General features: G+C 53.7%; 2 protein-coding genes. One reads left to right on the plus strand and one right to left on the minus strand.

Annotated features, from left to right (window positions below; translation table 11 throughout):
* A partial coding sequence (locus tag A3730_RS24385) for a 5-formyltetrahydrofolate cyclo-ligase (RefSeq protein WP_063539164.1) occupies positions 1–450 on the plus strand: 450 nt, incomplete at its 5' end.
* Here A3730_RS24385 and A3730_RS30635 read toward each other — a convergent pair.
* Positions 431–580 carry a hypothetical protein gene (locus A3730_RS30635; RefSeq protein WP_156497101.1) on the minus strand — a complete coding sequence of 50 codons (150 nt, stop codon included), beginning with the start codon at positions 578–580 and terminating at the stop codon, positions 431–433. The genes A3730_RS24385 and A3730_RS30635 overlap by 20 nt on opposite strands.
* Positions 581–902: the final 322 nt, after the last annotated feature.

A 902-nucleotide genomic window follows, 5' to 3' on the forward strand; every position in this document is an offset into this window, starting at 1 on the left:
GCCCGCCACGTGGCTATCTACCTGCCCAACGACGGCGAACTGGATGTACGCCCTGCCTTGCGCCACCCGCGTTTTCAACAGGCCTCTACCTATCTGCCTTTTGTCGACGCTCTGCGGCCCGGCTATCTGCAATTTCGCCTCTGGCAGCATCACCATCCCATGCGAGCCAATGCCTACGGCATTCACGAGCCCGCCCTGCGCTACCGTGGCCGGGCCCTGTGGGCACTGGATGTGATTATTCTGCCTGCGGTGGCGTTTGATGAGGCGGGGTATCGGCTGGGAATGGGGGGCGGCTACTACGATCGCACCCTGGAACAACTGGCACGGCACCCTCGACGGCCACGGCTGGTGGCTGCGGGGTACGATTTTCAGAAAATGGAGAGAGGCGAGCTGCCGGTGGCCCCGTGGGACCAACCGGTAGAGAGTATTGTTACTGCGTCGTCTGCGTGACAGTAATGCCTGCGCTGTCAGCGTAACGCTGGTAATCCGGTTCATTTCCACCATGGGTGAGGCTGCTGACCAGCACGCCTAACCCGAAAACAACCGCCAGTAGCACCAGGGCGTCCGGCTTTTTCTTCATTGTTCTATTCCCCAAAACGGTACAGCAATATGAAAAAAGTGACCCAAAAGTATTAACAAGATTGTCACCTTAGTCTGATTTAACAGCATAAAATGCCAAGTGGGTCAAAATTTGATCATTTCCAAATGTAAAGTCAAGCAGTTAGCGCGGGTTGCTGACACTTCTTAACAGAACTCTGCAGTAACTCTCTACGTTCAAAGTGCGCTACGCTCGTCAATCGTTGCCCCTTTTAACAACCAACACAATGTAAAATCAATGAGTTAGCAAAAAATCGGACAAAAAAGACGGAAACGCAAACAAAACCGGCTACGCCGATTAACCG

The organism is Alcanivorax sp. HI0044, assembly GCF_001634945.1.